Source organism: Microvirga sp. P5_D2, assembly GCF_054049475.1.
Window position 1 is genome coordinate 1 of sequence record NZ_JBFUMH010000029.1, and the last position, 16,472, is coordinate 16,472.

23 protein-coding genes, 1 tRNA gene and 1 pseudogene are annotated in these 16,472 nt (G+C 58.4%); 17 read left to right on the forward strand and 8 right to left on the reverse strand.

Annotated features, from left to right (window positions below):
• Positions 1-54 precede the first annotated feature (54 nt).
• Entirely contained in the window at positions 55-363 is a 309-nt protein-coding gene (locus ACXJKO_RS10570; RefSeq protein ID WP_457091048.1) for a hypothetical protein, read from the forward strand.
• A gap of 171 nt (positions 364-534) precedes the next feature.
• Here ACXJKO_RS10570 and ACXJKO_RS10575 read toward each other — a convergent pair whose 3' ends face one another.
• The 7 genes and pseudogenes from ACXJKO_RS10575 to ACXJKO_RS10605 form a co-directional block, all read right to left on the reverse strand.
• Positions 535-1,104, reverse strand: a complete 570-nt coding sequence (locus ACXJKO_RS10575) for a transcription termination/antitermination NusG family protein (RefSeq protein WP_457091049.1) — start codon at positions 1,102-1,104, stop codon at positions 535-537.
• A gap of 59 nt (positions 1,105-1,163) precedes the next feature.
• Positions 1,164-1,910 (reverse strand): hypothetical protein, encoded by a 747-nt coding sequence (locus tag ACXJKO_RS10580; protein ID WP_457091050.1) that lies wholly within the window; start codon positions 1,908-1,910, stop codon positions 1,164-1,166.
• 188 nt (positions 1,911-2,098) lie between these two features.
• Positions 2,099-2,446: a hypothetical protein gene (locus tag ACXJKO_RS10585; RefSeq protein ID WP_457091051.1), complete on the reverse strand. Its 348-nt coding sequence runs from the start codon at positions 2,444-2,446 to the stop codon at positions 2,099-2,101.
• Positions 2,443-2,694, reverse strand: coding sequence for a LexA family protein (locus ACXJKO_RS10590; protein WP_457091052.1), 252 nt, complete (start codon positions 2,692-2,694; stop codon positions 2,443-2,445). The genes ACXJKO_RS10585 and ACXJKO_RS10590 overlap by 4 nt, the downstream gene beginning before the upstream one ends.
• Positions 2,691-3,497 carry a helix-turn-helix domain-containing protein gene (locus ACXJKO_RS10595; protein ID WP_457091053.1) on the reverse strand — a complete coding sequence of 269 codons (807 nt, stop codon included), beginning with the start codon at positions 3,495-3,497 and terminating at the stop codon, positions 2,691-2,693. Before ACXJKO_RS10595 ends, ACXJKO_RS10590 begins: the two co-directional genes overlap by 4 nt.
• 131 nt (positions 3,498-3,628) lie before the next feature.
• A pseudogene (locus ACXJKO_RS10600) lies at positions 3,629-3,859 on the reverse strand (DUF2312 domain-containing protein); the annotation flags it as partial.
• Positions 3,856-4,365, reverse strand: a complete 510-nt coding sequence (locus tag ACXJKO_RS10605; RefSeq protein WP_457091054.1) for a hypothetical protein — start codon at positions 4,363-4,365, stop codon at positions 3,856-3,858. The gene ACXJKO_RS10605 and the pseudogene ACXJKO_RS10600, both read right to left, overlap by 4 nt.
• A 593-nt stretch (positions 4,366-4,958) precedes the next feature.
• On the opposite strand from ACXJKO_RS10605, the gene ACXJKO_RS10610 reads away from it, so the two are divergent.
• From ACXJKO_RS10610 to ACXJKO_RS10685, 16 genes are all read left to right on the forward strand, one after another.
• Complete coding sequence (locus tag ACXJKO_RS10610; protein WP_457091055.1) at positions 4,959-5,783, forward strand: LexA family protein; 825 nt, start codon at positions 4,959-4,961, stop codon at positions 5,781-5,783.
• A gap of 98 nt (positions 5,784-5,881) precedes the next feature.
• A complete protein-coding gene (locus tag ACXJKO_RS10615; protein WP_457091056.1) occupies positions 5,882-6,673 on the forward strand; it encodes a HipA family kinase in 792 nt (263 codons plus the stop codon).
• Entirely contained in the window at positions 6,670-7,524 is an 855-nt protein-coding gene (locus ACXJKO_RS10620; protein ID WP_457091057.1) for a DUF3037 domain-containing protein, read from the forward strand. The genes ACXJKO_RS10615 and ACXJKO_RS10620 overlap by 4 nt, the downstream gene beginning before the upstream one ends.
• Positions 7,525-7,635: 111 nt before the next feature.
• On the forward strand, positions 7,636-7,863 hold the full coding sequence (locus ACXJKO_RS10625) for a DUF6894 family protein (protein WP_457091058.1): 228 nt from the start codon (positions 7,636-7,638) through the stop codon (positions 7,861-7,863).
• Positions 7,864-8,818: 955 nt separating this feature from the next.
• Positions 8,819-9,043: a hypothetical protein gene (locus ACXJKO_RS10630; RefSeq protein WP_457091059.1), complete on the forward strand. Its 225-nt coding sequence runs from the start codon at positions 8,819-8,821 to the stop codon at positions 9,041-9,043.
• A 106-nt stretch (positions 9,044-9,149) separates the two neighbouring features.
• Positions 9,150-9,617 carry a hypothetical protein gene (locus ACXJKO_RS10635; RefSeq protein ID WP_457091060.1) on the forward strand — a complete coding sequence of 156 codons (468 nt, stop codon included), beginning with the start codon at positions 9,150-9,152 and terminating at the stop codon, positions 9,615-9,617.
• A complete protein-coding gene (locus ACXJKO_RS10640; RefSeq protein ID WP_457091061.1) occupies positions 9,617-9,790 on the forward strand; it encodes a hypothetical protein in 174 nt (57 codons plus the stop codon). The genes ACXJKO_RS10635 and ACXJKO_RS10640 overlap by 1 nt, the downstream gene beginning before the upstream one ends.
• 2 nt (positions 9,791-9,792) lie before the next feature.
• Positions 9,793-10,203: a hypothetical protein gene (locus ACXJKO_RS10645; protein ID WP_457091062.1), complete on the forward strand. Its 411-nt coding sequence runs from the start codon at positions 9,793-9,795 to the stop codon at positions 10,201-10,203.
• A 23-nt stretch (positions 10,204-10,226) separates the two neighbouring features.
• Positions 10,227-11,375: a DNA polymerase III subunit beta gene (dnaN, locus tag ACXJKO_RS10650; RefSeq protein ID WP_457091063.1), complete on the forward strand. Its 1,149-nt coding sequence runs from the start codon at positions 10,227-10,229 to the stop codon at positions 11,373-11,375.
• A gap of 164 nt (positions 11,376-11,539) precedes the next feature.
• Entirely contained in the window at positions 11,540-11,902 is a 363-nt protein-coding gene (locus ACXJKO_RS10655) for an HNH endonuclease (RefSeq protein ID WP_457091064.1), read from the forward strand.
• Positions 11,899-12,234 (forward strand): hypothetical protein, encoded by a 336-nt coding sequence (locus ACXJKO_RS10660; protein WP_457091065.1) that lies wholly within the window; start codon positions 11,899-11,901, stop codon positions 12,232-12,234. Before ACXJKO_RS10655 ends, ACXJKO_RS10660 begins: the two co-directional genes overlap by 4 nt.
• Positions 12,231-12,611 carry a hypothetical protein gene (locus ACXJKO_RS10665; protein ID WP_457091066.1) on the forward strand — a complete coding sequence of 127 codons (381 nt, stop codon included), beginning with the start codon at positions 12,231-12,233 and terminating at the stop codon, positions 12,609-12,611. The genes ACXJKO_RS10660 and ACXJKO_RS10665 overlap by 4 nt, the downstream gene beginning before the upstream one ends.
• On the forward strand, positions 12,604-13,596 hold the full coding sequence (locus ACXJKO_RS10670) for a DUF551 domain-containing protein (RefSeq protein WP_457091067.1): 993 nt from the start codon (positions 12,604-12,606) through the stop codon (positions 13,594-13,596). The genes ACXJKO_RS10665 and ACXJKO_RS10670 overlap by 8 nt, the downstream gene beginning before the upstream one ends.
• Positions 13,597-13,681: 85 nt before the next feature.
• Complete coding sequence (locus ACXJKO_RS10675) at positions 13,682-14,449, forward strand: phosphoadenosine phosphosulfate reductase domain-containing protein (RefSeq protein WP_457091068.1); 768 nt, start codon at positions 13,682-13,684, stop codon at positions 14,447-14,449.
• Positions 14,446-14,694, forward strand: coding sequence for a hypothetical protein (locus ACXJKO_RS10680; protein ID WP_457091069.1), 249 nt, complete (start codon positions 14,446-14,448; stop codon positions 14,692-14,694). The genes ACXJKO_RS10675 and ACXJKO_RS10680 overlap by 4 nt, the downstream gene beginning before the upstream one ends.
• Positions 14,695-15,043: 349 nt before the next feature.
• Positions 15,044-16,273, forward strand: coding sequence for an integrase (locus ACXJKO_RS10685; RefSeq protein ID WP_457091070.1), 1,230 nt, complete (start codon positions 15,044-15,046; stop codon positions 16,271-16,273).
• Positions 16,274-16,376: 103 nt separating this feature from the next.
• On the opposite strand, the gene ACXJKO_RS10690 is transcribed toward ACXJKO_RS10685, so the two are convergent.
• Positions 16,377-16,452: transfer RNA gene (locus ACXJKO_RS10690), tRNA-Phe, on the reverse strand.
• Positions 16,453-16,472 lie beyond the last annotated feature (20 nt).

Genomic DNA, 16,472 nt, shown 5'->3' on the forward strand with positions numbered 1-16,472 from the left:
GAGCGGGTTCACTCTCAAAGGCGCAGTCTCGTTGCATCGCCTCGGGAGGTGAACATGTTAAAGAAAGTGGTCTTAGCTCTTGCGCTCGCTGCCGCTGGTTTTGCATCCCAGTCGGCTTCTGCAAGCCCAATGTCAGGTCCGGCAGTTATCGTTGACGGCTCGGGCGTTTCGCTTCAGCAAATCCAGTATTACGACCCGCCGCCGCGCTATGAGCGGCGATACGAAGGGCGCCCACGGCGCTATGAAGAGCGTCCCTACTGGCGCCGTGCTTACGGTCCGCCGCCTTGGGCTCGTCCGTGGTGGCGTCGCCACTATGAACGCCCATACTGGGAGCGGCGCGAGTACTACGGCCGGCGCTGGTAGGAACTCTCAGAACTCAGAGAAAAGCCCCGCGCGACCATCTCGCCGGGGCTAATTTCTTGCAGGCTTCGCACTTGAGGTGACAGCGGCCTTTGGCTCCATCACCCGAAGCGGTCGTAGCTCAAAGCCCAATCAGGCGAGCACACTGCACCACAAGTCTTCGTGACCGAATAACTAACGTGACGCGGCCTTGGTTTCAAGAGTCTCGAAGACGTTTGTCAACAAGATACGCTCGTCCTCAAGAATACCCGCGTTGGCTGCCGGGAAATGACCAAGCACTTCGCCCTGACACCACAGTGCAGCGACGAGCGGCGCCCTGATGCGGTCGGCAAAGCGTGTGAGCTGTTTCTCGCGAAACGGTCCCATGACGCGATAGAAAGGCCGATCATGGACCACACTTGCATCATACACCACTCGGTCATGATAAGCCCAAAGCTCTTTATGCCCGCACACATCAGGATCAACGCCGACGAACAGATACCCCGCAGCCGGCCGCTTACCGACCTCGTACACTCGCCCGCGTCTACGCACCATGTCGGGCTCGACGGGCCGATAGGTAGCGAACCCAGCCTTCTCTAGGCTCTTCTGCACTTTCGCCTCAGTCTTCGAATTCACACGGACCACATACCATTTGCGGCTCTCGTCGATTTTCACCGGGAGGCGCTCAAGCCGAATGAAATGGGTGGAAGTTGGCTTCGGCGTCTCGTAGCGCTGGCGGTGCTTTTTGCGACGATTCTTGCTCATGGTGCTGCCTCAGACTTGGTGTGGGCGGATCGATGGGTGGGCGCGATCAAATCCTCTGGTCAGTCAGGCGGGAACAGCGATGGGAAGAACCAGCCAAGCCCCTTMTCAGCCTTGACCTGCGTCGGCGACTTCATCGGCTTGCCCTGTGCCGTGAAATGCGCCTTCCAGGCATCCCAAGCCCGAGTGCCTTCCTGCACCCAGACCATCGTGCGGCCGCGCTCCGTGGCCTCGCTCGCCTTGCGCTCGACATCGAGGAAACCCGACCAGCCCTTTTCGCGAAGCCAGTTTTGCGGCGCCTTCAACTTGCGCCCTTCCCTGCGGCAGTACTCGACGTAGCGGCCAGCGATCTTGCAGGCGTTGTCCTGGTCGTCGGCCGGCATGCGGTAGAACCCGCTCTCGACACGCTCCCAGTTGATCGTCGGATCTGCCGGCCATGCCGCTTGGAACCGTTCGAAGCGAGCGGCCGCTGTTTTGGAGGGGATCTCTTCCAAATCGATCGAAGATCCACCCGCCACTCCCCCTGCTAGGGGGTTGGGGGGTATTTGTTTTCTTTCAGTTCTTATTAAGTCGTCCTGATTTGCCACCTCTGGCTTTTCCACCTCTGGCAAATCAGGACATGGCTCGGCGTTTCTCTCCTGTTCAGGATCGGTTCCGTTTTTGATCAGGGCCACGTCCTGATTTTGGGGATGTGGCGTCGGAGGCTTTGGCTCATCGAGGACGATGTATTCGATGCCGTTGAATGCCTTCGATTCCGGATCTCGCGTACGCTCGCGCAGGATCCATCCCGCTTCGACCAGTTCGCGCACTAGATCATGCATCTTGTTCCGGCCGACCTTGAAGCGGTTACGCAGATGATCGACGGACAGGGACCAGTTATCCGGCCGAGATCGAAGCCATGCGAGTAGGCCCATAGCCTCCAGGCTCAGGCTCTCGTCACTGAAGACCTCGTTTTCGACGATGGTAAAATTTCGCGTCCTGCGGCGGCGGAGAATGCTCATGCCACTGCCCTCGCCTGCTTGCGCACAACGCCCCAATCCTCAAGCATGCGGATGGGCTCGTCGCGGCCGTAGGTGACGGCATAGGAGATGCCATTGACGATCAATAGGTCGCGGAACGTCTTCTGCTCATGACGCAGCTTCCCAGCCTCTGTCTTGAGCTCGAGGAAGCCGACGCCGACGCGACCGCCGATGACCAGTAGGTCGAACAAGCCTTTGCACAATCCTGCCTGGCCGAATGCCTTCTGGTTCGGGATAGCGGCCACCAGGGTGTCCGGCAGACCACAGGCGCGCCAATGGTCGATCGTAGCAGACTGGATGGATGCCTCAGAGACACGCGCCCTCATGCAGCACCTGCCCGGCGCGCCCGCGCCTTTGCTGCATCCTCTACGATGAGCGCACGAGCGAGGTTCTTCTCCCTCCTGACCCAACCGCGGTTCTCCAACGAGGTCAGGGTGCGGTGGATGCAGCTCTTGGACTTCACGCCCATGGCGTCCTTCATCTCGTCCAAGGTCGGCGCGATGCCCTGGCTATCGATATAGCCAGAGATGTAGCGGAAGAGCTGGTTCTGCTTGCGGGTGAGGCCAGTAATCATGAGCAACGCCCCTTCTTGATAGCATCCCAATCCGCCACCCAAAGAGCGTCCGCCCACTCCTGCAAGCCCCAGTCTTCCCTTGCGGAGATCGTGCTGGCGATCGATGCAGCGACACGGGAACCATGAAGGATCGTAGTATGGTCGCGCCCTCCAAGTCCCTTCCCGAGCGATGGCAGGGAAAGGCACGTGAATTGTGTACCGAGCCACATCGCAATATGGCGTGCCTTTGCAAGATGCTTGGTGCGGCGCTCAGTCTTCATGTCGTGCACAGACACGCCAGAGACTCTCGAAGCTGCCCTCAGACAATCGCCGAAGGTGGACGATCTGCTGTATGATCGCAGATCGTCCATAGCGTTCCTCCAAAGAGGCAAAACGCAAGCGATTGGGCTATTCAGGATCGGCAGGGCTGCACCGTCAATGAACGGGTCGAAGCGCACGAGCGCTCGGTGGGCCGCGCCGAAGGATAGGCCGCAGATCGTAGCTGCATCCGTAGGGGATGCCAGGTTCGAGCGGACCAGAACCGCCACGGCGATTTGACGCGCAACCGCAGCTGTCCCGGAATCTTCAGCCATCATCGCTTGGATGGAGATGTTGGCAGTGGTTGCAACCGCATCGAGAACCCTGGCAACCGGCTCGCTGTGTATCGAAGGCTGGCCCTCTTCAGGCTCAGGACTTGGCACCTCCGGCGGCTCGGGCATACGGTCCTTCATGCGCGGCCTACGCGTAAAGAACGTCGCGTTTAGATGCCGGCTGTTCGCTCGCATCTGCTCAAGGGTCGTCGGGTTTGGAAAAGGAACTGCCATGATCAGGCTCCCATCCCGTATCGCCGTTGCAGTTCTGTCGGCGGCTTCTCCTCACGTACGCGTGCACGTGCACGTGCGAGAGATCCATCGCTCTCGGGGGTGGCCCGCTCGACGCCCGAGGCCACGTCCAGCATGCCGAGCTCCTGCAAGTACAGCGCCAGGATGGCGTTGCTCTCCTGAACGGCGGGTAGATCCTTACGGCGTAGGCCAACGACCTGCTTGAGCACCTTCACGTCGAAGCCCATAGCTTTAGCTTCCGCGTAGATGTCGCGCTTATCCGTATTCAAGTCTGCGATCTCGGTCTCGACGCGTTCTATGCGGCTGACCAATGATTTCAGCTGGGAGCTCTCGAGTCCGCTCATGCTGCGCCCTTTCCATTGGTTGAAATCGGCACGACCTTCGCGAGCCCGGTGGCTTGTCGCAGCTCTGCAACTTCCGTCTCGACGACAGATGCGGCAACGTCGATGGATAGCTTCTCAGCATCGTCCACAACGCCATCAGCCACGGCTTCTGCCGTCTCGGTCATGAGGGCGCCCATGGCGCGGGTGATATCGCTGAGCTGGCGGGCAATCGGCGCTGCTGTCGCTTCCTCAGCCTGCGCACGTGGCACAAGCTTGAAGCCAGCAAGATCCGCGAGCAGACGGAGTGTTTCTGGCTCACCTCCACGCCGGATGATTTCCATGGTGATGTCGTGCAGCACGTCAGCAGGTACGTGCGTGGTGATGTTCTGGTCGGAGATAGACGAGTAGCGAGAGATCAGAGCTTGCCCTACCCGCGTCTTTCCCGCGGCCACAACGACGCCGCCCAAACGATCTACATCAGCGTCGAATGCGGCCTTGATGGCGGCATATGGATTTTTGGTGTTCATGAAATGTTTGCCTAGCGATTTGAGATGAARGCTGGACGGTTCGGGCCGATATTCCTCAGCATGGAAGCGAGGATGAAAGAGAAGGCGCGGACAGCCGTGGAGGAGCGACCGCCCGCGCAGGTGCCATCGGCGGGGCATGGACAACCGATGGGGGAGGAAACCGTGCTCAACGCTGCGCCCTCAGAGTAAGGACGTAGCCGTCATGCGTGAGAAACCAGAGATGGCCATGGGCACAGAGGCGGTAGCGTGCTTTGCGCATCAGGCGGCCTCCGCCTGGGAGGGTGCCGGTCTGGGAACTTCGGAGGGCCACTTGGCACCCGCAGGCCAGTGGTCGGAAAACCACTGGAGGCCGTTATGAATTCTCTCGGAGCCCATATCGGCACCTTCTCGAAGTCTCGAGAGGGCGTTACCGGCTCCGAACACAATGGTGGAAACCCTCGCTTCGGACCTTCCGATCGCTTGGGCGTAAGCAGACGAGACTGCGAGAAGCTGATGTTTGATCCTCATGCGCAAGAATATGCGCAATATTTATCTCAAAATCAATGCTAAAAAATGCGCTCCTGTCGGATAACGAGGCGGGATATATCTATCCCATGGAAAAGACCGCGCTTTCTCCCGAAGTCCAAGCTCTACTCGACCGTATAATTTCCCGCCTCGAAGCGACGGGGAAAAGCGAGCGCGCTGCCGCTGAAGAGGCCGGACTTAGTGGCTCGACAATCCGGAACATCCGGGAAGGCAAAGTCAGCTCCCCCCGGCTCGACACAATCAAGAAGCTGGCTGGGGTCCTGGACACTTCCGTTGAGTGGCTTGCATTCGGCTCAGATCAAGTTGGAAACTTCGGGTGGAAGCCGCATGAGGCCAATTCCACAAGCTCGCCTCAACCTAGCCAGGGTCTCGCATATGCGAGTCCGAGCGATGCAATCCCGATTAAGGATAAATTGATTCCCGTCCCAATCGTAGGCGACGTGGAGGCCGGTGCTTTCAGGGAGGCTCCCGARTTCGAGCCAGATGACATTGAGTATGTGACTGACTACCCGGACAAGGAATTCCCCTACGCCCGCCGTATCGGGTTCAGGGTCCGCGGCGATTCGATGAACGACCTAAAGCCACGACCGATCCTGGAGGGGGACAAGGTCATTGGGCTCGACTTCCATGACATTGAAGGCCAGGTCGTGCTCCGCGAGGGGATGGTTGTTGTGGTCGAACAGACCCGTGACGGCGGACACACCCGAGAATGGTCCGTGAAGCAGCTCGAAATGTTCGAGGAACGGTACGAGCTCTGTCCTCGGTCCACGAGCAAAAGACACAGGCCGATTGTGGTCGTAGACAAAGCCTTCCGAGATCCTAGCGAGGACGATGGCCGGCAGGTGAGGATTTTGGCCCTTGTCCGTCGGATCATCAGCGACGTGACGTACTAGCCCTCACGTGCGTGCAGGCGATTGATTTTTCTCCTAGGAACTGGTGATGTTCCAACGACCCTTTAGCGGAATCGCTAGGCGAGAATGGGCAGGGGGCAATGCTCAAGCGTGTTACACCAATCGAGTTCATAAAGGCAGCCACGCGCGGCCGAACTGAACCATCAGTGCTCCTTTGTGAGTGTCCCGACGGCACAGAGGTTGAGCTCGTTGCCAAATTCTCCGCATGCTGCGATGAGCGCGAGATCAATCTTGCGAGAGAGGTCATAGCGGCATGTCTCGCGGCTGACCTTGGGCTCCCGGTACCAGAACCATTCTTGGTTGAGGCTCCCAGAGAATGGGTGGACTTAGTCCCAGACCCAGGGCGCAGGGCAAAGATCAATGGGAGCTCTCATGTAGCTTTTGGCTCCAGATTGGTGACCAAGCAGTTCTCTGCCTGGACGATTGGAACCGAAATATCTGATGCCATGCTGCCGACAGCCGCTGCTATATTCACCTTCGACGCAATAATCCAAAACTCAGACCGCCGTGGGGAAAACCCAAACTGCTTAGTTCGCGGGGATGAAATTCGGATCTTTGACCACGAGCTCGCGTTTGTGCATCGGCTCGTTATTGGCTGGCGGCCTCCGTGGACGACGGGATCCTTAAGAGCCATGGAAAACCCTGGCTTTCACATCTTCCGCAACGGCCTCAAAGGCAAAATCATTGACTATGATCAGATCAAGGCCAGTTGGAATGCCTTGTCTGACGACCAAATAGCATCGTATGAGAGCGCTCTGCCCTTGGAGTGGGGCGGCGTTTCAAATTCGGTGAAGGATGCCCTGACGTTGGTTAAGGACGCCCGGGACAACATTGACGGATGCCTGTCTGAAATTAAGCGGGTGCTGGTATGACGAAGAAAAGTCCATACAGCTACACAGTTCTGCGATACATGCACGATGTCATCACTGGCGAGTTCGTGAATGTAGGCGTGGTCCTTTTCGTACCGTCTGGGAATATCTTGCGTGCAAAAATGCGCACCTCAGTCGGACGTATAAAGGGCGTTTTTCCTGATCTTGATCGACGCTCGTTCGTCACCTCGATGCATTCCGTTCGTAGAGGCATAAGGCGAATTACCAAGGAAGTTGCTGATAGCGGGTTCTTAAATAGTGACCTGAATGCCGCAGAATTGGCTCGGAGGGCCGTTCCCGCTGATGACAGCTCTCTACAGTGGTCACCAATTGGCACTGGCCTTACGGACAGCCCAGATAATACCCTAGAGAGGCTCTACGAGCGCTTTGTGACGCGCTATGATGCCCACTCGCCCCATAGAACGTCAGACGAAGATGTATGGCGCCCTGTTCGGGAGAAATTGGCTGAACGGAAGCTATCGCTTCCGCTTCAGGAGAAGGTTGTTGTCGGCGCGACAGACGCAATCTCGTTCAAGCATGCTTGGAAAAATGGTCAATGGCATGCGTATGAGCCAATTTCTCTCGATTTGGCTGATGCAGAGGGGATAAAAGACAAAGCACGACGCTGGCGAGGGCATCTAGCCGCTGTAGCCGACGGTAACCCAGAGCAGTTCAAGCTACACTTCATTCTAGGCGCACCACAGGACCCATCACTCAAAAGCGCATATGAGAACGCGGTCGCGATTTTGCGAAAGTCCCCATTCCATCCCTCAATTTACGAAGAAAATCAAATAGATGACTTAGTATCTAAAATGGAGGACGAGTATCGCGCCCACGAAAAATCGGCTCATTGACGAAACGTCCGCCCCGGCCCCAAGCCGGGGTTTTTCTTTAGAGAGCTTGAAGCGTAGGCCAGTCCACCATATGTGCAGCTAGGACTTTTTACCTGAGTTGACCATCCACACATGCCTCGCTACTTCTTCCACTCCCACGTTGATACTGAATCCATCGACCAAGAAGGGACTGTTTTGGCGGACGGCCACACAGCCAGGAACCATGCTGTCCTTGTAGCCGGGGAGCTTCTGAAGGGCGTCGGCTGTCGGGGATGGAGCGGCACTCAACTCCGCCTGTGGGTCACCGACGAGGCGGGGGCAACTGTATGCACGGTGAGCTTCATTGTAGAATACGGCTAGGATGCTGGCCCGGTCTTACTCTGGTTTTTGTCTGGCCAAGCTGAAACCACGCTGTCCCACCATCATTAAAATCGCGAGGGCGCCTTCCGATTGGGCCTTCAAGGACTAGGAGGCCTCCTCACCTACTGGGCAACGGCGGGTGAGGAGGCCCTTTTGTTTAGTCCTGCGCTGGCACATCACCGTGACGCGCCAGGAATACCGGCTCATCAAACTCTCCCATCTCCGGATCCCCGCTGATAGAGAAGACCAGCACACCGGCCTTGCTCTCTGCCATGCGCTCTCCTCTAAGGATTGCTGCGCTCTCGCTGGGCGCCTGGATGGCCTGCTCTGCTTTGACCCCTCCCCGCTTACCCTTGCTGAATGGCTGTACGACGTAGAAGGTTTTAGCTGCTGTAGCTGGCAATGCGTTCATCCTTTGTTCTATCAGGGAAAAAACTAATAAGCCGGAAGGAATGGCCCTCACAGTTTTGGCAGGGCATCTCCAGACGGTACGCAAACTCGGTGACGCGCTGTGTGACCTCGAGCGCCGAAAGGCGCAGCATCCCGAACACAACGGTGGGGTAGGAATCAGTCAGGCAATCAGAACACCGCATGCGGAGCTTATATTGATGCTCTTTTGGAAGCGGGCTTTCAGGCTGAGGTGGGATGAAGGAAGGCGGCAAGGTCGTCTCCAAAGAGCTATGTTCCCATTATGTTCTATGGCTCTTCGGAGTCGAGTCATCGGAGTTGTGGATAACGGGGAGAGTAAAAAACAGCGCCGGGCGCGAAAATATGCGCTAAATAATTCGCATTTGACTTGACGCGATAAAAATTGCGCAATACCTTTTGCTCATCACCACACGGGATGAGCCCCATGCACTTCCTCCGATCCGTTATTGAAGACACTTGTGAGCTTGCCTGCCTTGGCGTGTTCGCCGCCGCTGTTGCCCTGGTCTCGATTGGGATGGGGGCGTGAATGAGCAACGTAGTCCCCTTCCCGCCCCATCGGCGCCTGCGCCTTATCTGCACAGATGCGGAACAACTCTACATCCCGGCCCACGAGTGTCCCGCCTGCAAGGGCCGCGGCGAATTCCTGTACAAGAACGAGTACGGCTATCTCGCGTCGATCTACTGCCCCTGTGGCGGCGATGATGACAACCGCATCGATAGCGAAGAGCCGGACTTCGGAGGGGCAGCCTGATGCCTTTTCGTTCGACTCGCAAAGCATACAGAAGCAACGCTCAAGCCCTAGTGCCAGCCGTGCTCGTTGTGAGTATCACTGCGGTCATCAGGCTCGTGGTGCTGCCATGACGCTCACATGCACAGCGCTGCCGGCGAAGTACGCAAACCCGTTCGATGTCGATCATCCGGCCGTGCCGGCTCTGCTCAACACGAAGCGGTCACGCACATCCTATGCGCCCCATACGATGAAAAACCGCGCCTGGGCCTCGCGTGAGCTGTACTGCCTCTGGCTTTATGGGCTGTTGCCGCACTTGCCGCGCTCCGTCTTCACACGCCTGCCGCTACAGCCGCGCGAACGTCCGACATTTGCGGAGATCAAGGCAGATCTGGGCGGCAAGCTTCAAGGCTGCACGTGTACAGCTGAGTACACCTGTCACTCTGCCATCCTGGCCTACGTGGCAAACGCCAAAGGCTATGCGGCCAACCCTCCCCTGCGCGGTCCACCGCCGGAGCGCCGACGCCGATCATCAGACGCAGAGCGCGATGAGATCGCGCGTGACGCATACCGCCGTTCCAATTGCTGGGGAATCTGATGGAAGCCCTTTTTATCGTCGTGCCAGTGATCCTGCTGATCATCTGGCTTGGTGTGGCGTCCCTGCGCCATGAGCGCCGGCAGCTTGACAAGATCAATGCGCGGTACCGCCCGCCATCCACGCCGGAGCAGAGKCTCCGCGAAGCTTTTGATGATCCCTCAACGGAGTGGTGAGCATGTACCATCTCAACGACATCACTGCCTTTGGAGACATCGAGGATGTCTTCAGCGAAGTTCTCAAGCTTCTCCACGATAACGAGCTGCGCCAGGCGCGCGATATGCTCGACACCTTTCTGACGACCGAGGCGGCCGACTTCCGTTACTTCGCTTCCGAAGATGATGAAGAGCCCACAGGGCCGAGCGCCGCGGACCACAGTTTAGCAAGTGCCTTGGCGGAAGAAGCTATCAGCCTGCTCGACGCCGGGATGATCCTGGATGCCGCCCGTCGCGTCGAGTGCTTTTGCAAGCCGAAGTTCGAGAGCCACGCGAAATGTCAGGAGTCCTACGACGAGGCCATGACGCCGCTGCTCTTAGTATTCGCGCCGCCCACAGTTCCCGTCTTCGTCCAAACCGCTTTCCAGCTCTGAGGGGCCCTATGAACAGCTTAAACATGGCGCTCTCTGTTGAGCGCTCGGCGCTCGACAATGCTCTTAAGCGTGTGTCCGACACGCTGGCGAAGAAGCCGATTATTCCCGTTACCGGTTTCGTCAGGGCGGTGGCCGAGAATGACCAGCTCCTACTTCAGACATGCGATCTGGAGCGCCAGACGGTCGCCGCCATTCCCGCCGATATTGATCGGCCTGGAGCGATTTGCCTCCCCGGTGACGCCATGCGTGATATCGTGTCAGGCTTTGCTGCGGGGGCCCAAGTTCGCCTCGAAAGCGATCCAGCGAGCAAGCGGTGCTCTCTGGCGTCCGGCCGATCACGCTACAGGCTGTCCGTACTGCCAGCCATAGATCTTCCAGATATCGGAGCTCCGCAGGGCGCACCGTTCGAGGTGCCTGGCGCCGATCTGAAGCGCGCGATCTCGCGAGTGGCTTTCGCGGTCGCTACGGCACAGGATCGGACGTTCCTCTGGGGCGCTCATCTCCATATCGCTGAGGATCGTGGTGTTAGAAAGCTGGCGCTTGCCGCCACAAATGGTTTCGTCCTGTCGCGGTGCTTCATGGAGCTACCAAGCGGCCTTGAGAGCATGCCCGGGGTGACAATCCCTACTGAGGCACTTGCCACCCTCGGGCGCCTCGCTCCGGACGAGGGAGAAATTAGACTGACCATAAGCGAAAGCCGTATCTCGGCTGAGGTCGGCAATGTCGGGTTCGCATCGAAGCTGATCGAACAACGCTTCCCTGATTATGTCCGCCTGTTTCCTAATCCTTCGGGCAGAGGCGCAACAGTCGACCGGCAATCGCTTTTGGCGGCGCTTGGGCGCTTTGGGGCTTTGGACGAGAAAGGCTCCGGCATCAGCATCACTCCTGGCGAGGCCTCTCTGATCCTCTCTGGCCAGCACGCTTCCTTGGGGGATGCCCGTGAGGAAGTGGAGGCCGAGATCCATACTGCCTCAGGAGCGTCTGCGTTTAGCTGTGTCGTGTCGCGCAAGTATCTGGTTGGCCTTCTATCTCGGATGACTGGTGAGCACGTCCTCCTCGATCAGGCCAATGCCAGTTCACCAATCCGCATCCTCCCCTTGTCGCCCGCAGACGAAGGTCATGATGCTGTTGTGATGCCGATGCTGGTTGGCGCGCGGAACGCGGAAGACTGAGCCATGCCGCAAGCTTCCCCTCAGTCTGAAATTCAGAGCCTGCAGAGCCGCATTCAGCGCCGGCGCCAGGCGCACCAGAGCACCCGAAACGAGGAAGCCCGCCTGCGTGAGCTGCGTATTAAGCAACTGCGTCGCGAAGTGCGAGCGATGAAGAGGAAGGTGCGATGAAGATAGACGACCGCCCATCGCTCTCCGACAAGAAGCGCCGCGAGCTGTTCCTCATGCACAAGGGCGTCTGCCACCTATGCGGGCTCAAGATCGACGGCACCCGCGAGCGATGGGAAGTCGAGCACGTCATTCCTCGCTCTATGCTGGGGAAGCTTGCCGACACCGACGACAACATGAAGCCCGCCCATGTTGGCTGCCACAAGATCAAGACGGCAGAGGACAAGGGAAACCTCGCTCGGGCAGTGCGCCGGGAGGATCGGCATAAGGGCGTCCATCGCTCCAAGACGCCCATGCCCTTCGGCCGCAACTCGCCTCTCAAGAAGCGGATGGATGGCTCTGTCGTTCGGAGGGATAAATGAGCGATCTCATCCGCCTCCCCGCTCACGCGATCTATCGCCCTGACAGGATCATCAGGCTTCTAGCCGACTCTCCGCTCAAGAACCTGGGTGAGGAGGAATGCTACCGCTACTTGCTCCACGTTCACGGCATCGATCGCTACCAGATCAAGGGCAACTTCCAGACCATTCGCATCAAGGCGCACAACATCCGTGCTGCAAGGATCTGTGAAAAGCACGGGTCGAAGGCGAAACCCTTCACCCCTTCCACTGTGCCGACTGGGACTGTTTCGTCTCGCGTCGTCGACGTCGAGCACAGTGGCTCTCCCCTCCAATTATACAGAGACGCATCATGACACCCACACCCCACAAGAGCGGCGATGCGCCGGAACTGGTGAAGAGACTACAGCAGCTGAAGCACGAGGCAGAGTACCGCCCGCAAAATTACTTCAACGTCATGGCTGCCGARCAGAAGTTGCGCGACCTTTTATTCGCCAACCTCGACACGATCCTCGCATCCCTCCAGCCGTCAGAGATGGCGAAGGCTCTGATGACCTCGGCAATCGCAGAGATCGTCCACGAGGAAGCGCAGGAATACGAGTTCCGTGACCCTGATTATACGCCGACCGATTTCGAGCGAATGATGCTTGAAGATTTCGGGCTTGGCCTCCTGGAAAGGATTGCCGCCTCCCCTTCCGCCAACAGCAGGGAGAAGGAGTCCTCCCATGACTAATCCGATAGTATCTGATGAGAAGAATTTGGGGGTGACCTCCGCGCTCCGCGCTCGTAGCGCGAGAACCGACAGCACCCAGTCGCAGAGTTGCTGGCAGCCGATTGAAACGGCTCCGAAGGGCAAAGACACGGTTCTCGGATGGGGCACCTATCGGGACAGCAAGCGGTGCGTCATCGCCTTCATGAACTATTCGGACTGGCTGGACGACTGGTTTTCACATTGTCTGCCATTCGAGCCCACCCATTGGATGCCGCTTCCTCCCGCTCCCAGCGTAAGCGATGAGCAGCGCGAATACTACGACGCTTGGGCAAAAGCATGGCTTGAGAAGCACATCGATACGCTTACCAAGGGCCGCGTAAGCGATGAGCACTCGCAGAGCGAGAACCCGCAGGGGTCGAGTGCGCAGCATGCCAGCGCGGTCGATTGCGAAGCAGTCGAGACGCCCTCTCTCCCCTCCCCATCAGGGGATATAGGGGAGCTGATAGAGAGGCTGAAGTCTGAAGCTCGGACGCTTCGCATTCATAACGCCCAACTGCGGGATGAGATGTTCAATGAGCGATCCGAGAACACCCGCCTCAAGCAGGAGCGGGATGAGGCACGGGCTCGTCTCATAGTCGAGCACAACACCAACAGGGAACGTATCGAAGCAGCCGAGTCCCTCCTCGATAGCATGAAGAAGGCGCTGGAGGAGCAGGACGAGCACCGCAAACTGAAAGAGGACGTGGATGCTCTGATCGAAGAAGCTCGCGAAGAAGAACGCTTTGAGGCAGCAACTCTCTGGCCAGAGTGGGCTGACAAGCTGCTCAAGATCCTGCGTGCCTACGGCGTCCCCTGCGACGATGAAGAGGGCGTGGATCTGCCGGAAGAATTGCGTGAGTGGCTGTCGGACTACAAGGACGAACTCAGTCGCTCAGCTCTCTCCCAAGTCAAGGGGGGATCAGCCTCCCCTCGTTCTTTAGATCTCACGGAGATTAATAATGGATAAGGAATTGGGGGTTGACCTCCGTCGCTCCGCTCCTCGTAGCGCGAGAACCGACAGCACCCAGTCGCTAGGTGGCAAGGAGACTTGGGTGCGACCTGTCAATGATAACGGCGGGCGGGTTGTGGTCTGGTTTTCGTGTGGAGCCGCCAGCGCTGTCGCCGCGAAGCTCACCCTCGCCAAGTACGGGCATGAGCGCGTCCACCTTGTTTACACCGACCCCGGCAGCGAGCATCCCGACAACGTGCGGTTCCGCGCCGATTGCGAGAAGTGGTTCGGCAAGGAAATCACTGTTCTCAAAAACGCGAAGTATGCCGACACCTGGGAACTGTGGGAAAAGCGCCGCTACCTTGTCGGGCCAACCGGAGCCCTCTGCACAACCGAGATGAAGAAGTCTCTCCGCCAGCGGTTCGAGGACTTCGATGACATGCAGATTTTCGGCTACACGGCGGAAGAGGAGCATCGCGCCAAACGATTCCGTGAGCAGAACCCGGAAGTCATGCTGTCAACGCCGCTCATTGATGAGGGTCTGACCAAGGGCGACACCATTGCCATGATTGAGCGGGCAGGCATTGAAGTGCCGGCGATGTATCGCCTCGGCTACCAGAACAACAACTGCATCGGCTGCCCCAAGGGCGGCATGGGCTACTGGAACAAGATCCGTCGCGACTTTCCAGAGACATTCGTCCGCATGGCGAAACTGGAGCGGGAACTTGGAGCAACAGTTCTTCGGGATGAGGGGCAGCCGCTGTTCCTTGACGAGTTGAACCCGAAGCGCGGCAACCATGCCGATGAGCCAAGCTTCGAATGCTCGCTGTTCTGCCAGATCGCAGAGACGAAGCTGGAGGCCGCAGAATGACCGACACAGCAGAAATGCGCCGATACGCAGACCTGATTGAGCGCGAGGGATTTCCTCATGCGGCGAAGCTACTTCGGGACGCAGCTGCCGAAATCGAGCGGCTTCGCGCCGCCCTCAGCGTCCGCGATGGAAGCCGCGAAGCGGTCGAGACCAACAGGCTCGATCCGAAGGACGACAGCGCAATCGGCGCAAGCCGAGACGCCCAAATCCAAATCCCATCACAGTATAACGGAGGTGGAGAGTAATGGGACATAACCCCTTGAACCTTCACGTCTGGACTTCAGCAAGCGCAGGCAAGTCGGCTTTCACTACGGTCATGGAGTACGAGTAAGACCATGGGAAAGAAGCAGCCCCAAGAACCCTCCTGCCTGTATCCGAGTGAGGATGAACTTGCCCGCCTGATCCTTGGCGACCGAGCGCCCCAGTGGCCCACTATCGCCAAGGTCGAAGAAAGGGTCGGCCTCCCGCGAGTGCAACATCAGTACGGCGGGCGTTACTGGCCGGCAGTCAAGGCCTTCTATGATCGACGGTTCAAATCGATCGAAGAGCACACGGCAGAGGAAGAAGACGAAGAAAAGCTAGGAGGATCATTCGATGAGTGGAGAGCACGACGCGCCCGGACTAAGGCGACTAAAGCGAAAGGGCGGTCGAATTGACTGCTACTGGGTGGCCGACAAGGAGGCCGTGAAGAAGGGCTTCATCCCCAAAACCCAAAGGCTCTTCGGCGACCCGACCGACCCTGTGGACTTCCTGGCTATGGCCGACACATGCCAGCGACTACAGGCAGAAATGCGCCAATGGCTCGACGGGATCAAAAGCTCCGGCAATCGCTCTGCCCTCGGCACCGTCGCCTGGTTCTGCGATGCCTTCGAGACGGATGAGGACTCTCCCTTCCGGCAGAAGCGCAAAGCGACACAGGTCTTCTACAGCCGCTATTGCAAGGAGCTTAAGGGGAGCATCGGGGAAGAGCAGTTTAAGAGCATCACCGGGCGTGACGTTCGCCGCTGGCACAAGGAATGGGTAAAGGAACTCGGGGACCGAGGGGCCTATGGCTGTATCCAAACTCTGCGCCGCGTCGTCTCCTATGGCTGCGAACTGCGCGACAAGGAGGCCATCGAACTGGCCGAGGTGCTCAGCCACATGGAATTTCCGCCTCCCAAGCCACGGAAGAAGCGCCCGACCTATGATCTGATCTCCGCCCTCAGGAAAGCCGCTCATGAGGCTGGCAGGCCGTCTATCGCGCTTGCCGTGACGCTTCAGTTCGACCTCGGGCTCCGGCAGAAGGATGTGATCGGAGAGTGGGTGTACCCCGACCCGGAGCAACGGGAGCAGATCGAAGGGGCAATCACGGACGGCCCGAGGATATGGCAATGGGGCCTGACGTGGAACCACATCGACGGTAGCCTGATCCTCAAGAAGCCRACCAGCAAGTCTAACGGCACCCAAGTCGCGGAACACGACCTCAAACAGTACCCGGACGTGGTCGAGGAACTGAGCAAAATCCCGACCTCACACCGGATCGGGCCGGTTGTCCTTGATGAGCACACCGGCAAGCCGTGGAGCGTGTCGAACTTCTCTCGGAAGTTCAGGAAGATCGCCAATGCAGCCGGCTGGCCGAAGGACGTTTGGAACATGGACTCGCGGGCTGGCGCAGTTTCGGAAGCCTTCGAGGCCGGGGCGGAGCCGGCGGACGTGATGAAGACGGCAACTCACACTCAGCTCAGCACGACGATGATCTATAATCGCGGAGCGGTGGTTCAGTCGTCGCGGGTCGCCGAACTGCGGATGGCCAAGAGACGGAAGAAAGACACCGGCGAGGCTTAGAACGGGCCTCGAACAACCAACCCTAACACGCACCCTAACACCGTCGCCTGTACGGTATCTTATACGGAGGATCTAAGTTGTTGGACTGTCAGGAGAAAAGAAATGGTGCCCAGGGACGGAGTCGAACCGCCGACACTGCGATTTTCAGTCGCATGCTCTACCAACTGAGCTACCTGGGCATCCGATGCGCGGCGAAGCC